The 3,309-nt window shown below is 50.9% G+C and carries 2 rRNA genes (1 of these 2 running past the window's edge); both read right to left on the bottom strand.

From position 1 onward, the window contains the following. A 5S ribosomal RNA gene (gene rrf / locus AKL11_RS06930) occupies nucleotides 1–110 on the bottom strand. A 187-nt stretch (nucleotides 111–297) separates the two neighbouring features. After that, nucleotides 298–3,309 (bottom strand): 23S ribosomal RNA (locus AKL11_RS06925) (it continues 151 nt past the right edge of the window).

The following is a 3,309-nucleotide window of genomic DNA, read 5'->3' as shown; positions in this document are numbered from 1 at the left end:
CGATGACCTACTCTCACATGGGGAAGCCCCACACTACCATCGGCGATAAGTCATTTCACTGCTGAGTTCGGGATGGGATCAGGTGGTTCTAACTTTCTATGGTCGCCAGGCGTAACTTGCTTGAGYAAATGATTGATTAATCACTTACTCTGGAATCCTGTCTATTTAAGCTGAATCTTGTTCTTGCTAAACACTCTATATTGCCACGGATGGCATGTATGCTAGCAATGCAGGAGMAATTGCTAGTGCTYGCGTATGGCTGTGTATCTCTACACTTCTAAATCGCTTTGGCGTTATATGGTCAAGCCGCACGAGTCATTAGTATTGGTTAGCTCAATGCCTCACAGCACTTACACACCCAACCTATCAACGTCATAGTCTTTAACGGCTCTTCAGGGGCATCTAGTGCCCAGGGAAGTCTCATCTTGAAGGGGGCTTCCCGCTTAGATGCTTTCAGCGGTTATCACGTCCGAACATAGCTACCGGGCAATGCGTCTGGCGACACAACCCGAACACCAGTGGTCCGTCCACTCCGGTCCTCTCGTACTAGGAGCAGCTCTTCTCAAACTTCCAACGTCCACGGCAGATAGGGACCGAACTGTCTCACGACGTTCTAAACCCAGCTCGCGTACCACTTTAAATGGCGAACAGCCATACCCTTGGGACCGGCTTCAGCCCCAGGATGTGATGAGCCGACATCGAGGTGCCAAACACCGCCGTCGATGTGAACTCTTGGGCGGTATCAGCCTGTTATCCCCGGAGTACCTTTTATCCGTTGAGCGATGGCCCTTCCATTCAGAACCACCGGATCACTATGACCTACTTTCGTACCTGCTCGAGATGTACCTCTCGCAGTCAAGCTGGCTTGTGCCATTACACTAACCGTACGATGTCCGACCGTACTTAGCCAACCTTCGTGCTCCTCCGTTACTCTTTGGGAGGAGACCGCCCCAGTCAAACTACCCACCACACAATGTCCCCGATCCCGTTTCAGGACCTGGGTTAGAACTCCAATATTGCCAGGGTGGTATTTCAAGGTTGGCTCCACATGAACTGGCGTCCACGCTTCAAAGCCTCCCACCTATCCTACACAAGCAACATCAAAATCCACTGTGAAGCTATAGTAAAGGTTCACGGGGTCTTTCCGTCTAGCCGCGGATACGCTGCATCTTAACAGCGATTTCAATTTCACTGAGTCTCGGGTGGAGACAGCGTGGCCATCGTTACGCCATTCGTGCAGGTCGGAACTTACCCGACAAGGAATTTCGCTACCTTAGGACCGTTATAGTTACGGCCGCCGTTTACCGGGGCTTCGATCAAGAGCTTCTCTCACCACCACATTGCTCTCGCTGTCTGCGTTAAAYGWYTYCGCWCRYTCAGTCATTTACTTTTATGTAAACTCCTTCRCTCGCTCMRYCRTTTGCCTTGCAGCAAAAGCAATCTGGAGGTGAGATAACCCCATCAATTAACCTTCCGGCACCGGGCAGGCGTCACACCGTATACGTCCACTTTCGTGTTTGCACAGTGCTGTGTTTTTAATAAACAGTCGCAGCCACCTGGTATCTTCGACCAGCCTCAGCTTACGGAGCAAGTCCGATCACCAAAGCCGGCGCACCTTCTCCCGAAGTTACGGTGCCATTTTGCCTAGTTCCTTCACCCGAGTTCTCTCAAGCGCCTTGGTATTCTCTACCTGACCACCTGTGTCGGTTTGGGGTACGGTCCCTTTTGACCTGAAGCTTAGAAGTTTTTCCTGGAAGCATGGCATCAATCACTTCAGYTCCGTAGARCCTCGTCATCAATTCTCGGCCTTGAGGTTCCGGATTTGCCTGGAACCCCAGCCTACGATCTTAAACGCGGACAACCAACGCCGCGCTGACCTAGCCTTCTCCGTCACTCCGTCGCAGTCAAAAGGGGTACAGGAATATTGACCTGTTTCCCATCGATTACGTCTTTCGACCTCACCTTAGGGGCCGACTCACCCTGCGCCGATTAACGTTGCGCAGGAACCCTTGGTCTTCCGGCGGGGGAGCTTCTCACTCCCCTTGTCGTTACTCATGTCAGCATTCGCACTTCTGATACCTCCAGCATACCTCCCGATACACCTTCAACGGCTTACAGAACGCTCCTCTACCGCTTCAATGGTCAGTTTTCAGTTGTTGGTCGTCAGTTTTGCTCAGAGTTATTGGAAACTCTTGTGCAAACCAACCAACATTTTACTGTGTTTGCAGTTTTTAAACTTACAACTGCTAACTAACAACTGAAAACTGACCACTGAAACCCGTAGCTTCGGTGTCTAGTTTGAGCCCCGTTAAATCTTCCGCGCGAGCCGACTCGACCAGTGAGCTATTACGCTTTCTTTAAAGGGTGGCTGCTTCTAAGCCAACCTCCTGGCTGTCTGGGCCTTCTCACATCGTTTCCCACTTAACTAGAACTTTGGGACCTTAGCTGACGGTCTGGGTTGTTTCCCTTTCCACGACGGACGTTAGCACCCGCCGTGTGTCTCCCGTGATTGCACTCATTGGTATTCGGAGTTTGCATGGGGTTGGTAAGTCGGGATGACCCCCTAGCCCAAACAGTGCTCTACCCCCAATGGTGATACACGAGGCGCTACCTAAATAGCTTTCGAGGAGAACCAGCTATCTCCGGGCTTGATTAGCCTTTCACTCCTATCCACAAGTCATCCGCTAGCTTTTCAACGATAGTCGGTTCGGTCCTCCAATTGATGTTACTCAATCTTCAACCTGCCCATGGATAGATCGCCCGGTTTCGGGTCTAATCCCAGCGACTCGACGCCCTATTAAGACTCGGTTTCCCTACGGCTCCCCTATACGGTTAACCTTGCCACTGAAATTAAGTCGCTGACCCATTATACAAAAGGTACGCAGTCACAAGACGTGCTTTATAAATAAAGAGTGCTTGCTCCCACTGCTTGTACGTACACGGATTCAGGTTCTATTTCACTCCCCTCAACGGGGTTCTTTTCGCCTTTCCCTCACGGTACTAGTTCACTATCGGTCAGTCAGGAGTATTTAGCCTTGGAGGATGGTCCCCCCTCGTCCGAAGACAGTTCAGTCAGGATTTCTCGTGTCCCGACCTACTCGATTTCACAATARRKKMRYTTTCGYGTACGGGGCTWTCACCCWCTATGGCSRCACTTTCCAGAGYSTTCCRCTAACWCMYAAATTGCTTAAGGGCTAATCCCCGTTCGCTCGCCGCTACTAGGGGAATCTCAATTGATTTCTTTTCCTCCGGGTACTTAGATGTTTCAGTTCCCCGGGTTCGCCTTCTAAAGCCTATGTATTCAGCTAA

The sequence above is a fragment of the Endozoicomonas ascidiicola genome (assembly GCF_001646945.1).
GTDB lineage: Bacteria > Pseudomonadota > Gammaproteobacteria > Pseudomonadales > Endozoicomonadaceae > Endozoicomonas > Endozoicomonas ascidiicola.
The sequence above is the reverse complement of the archived record's forward strand: the minus strand, read 5'-3'. Positions and strand labels throughout refer to the sequence as shown.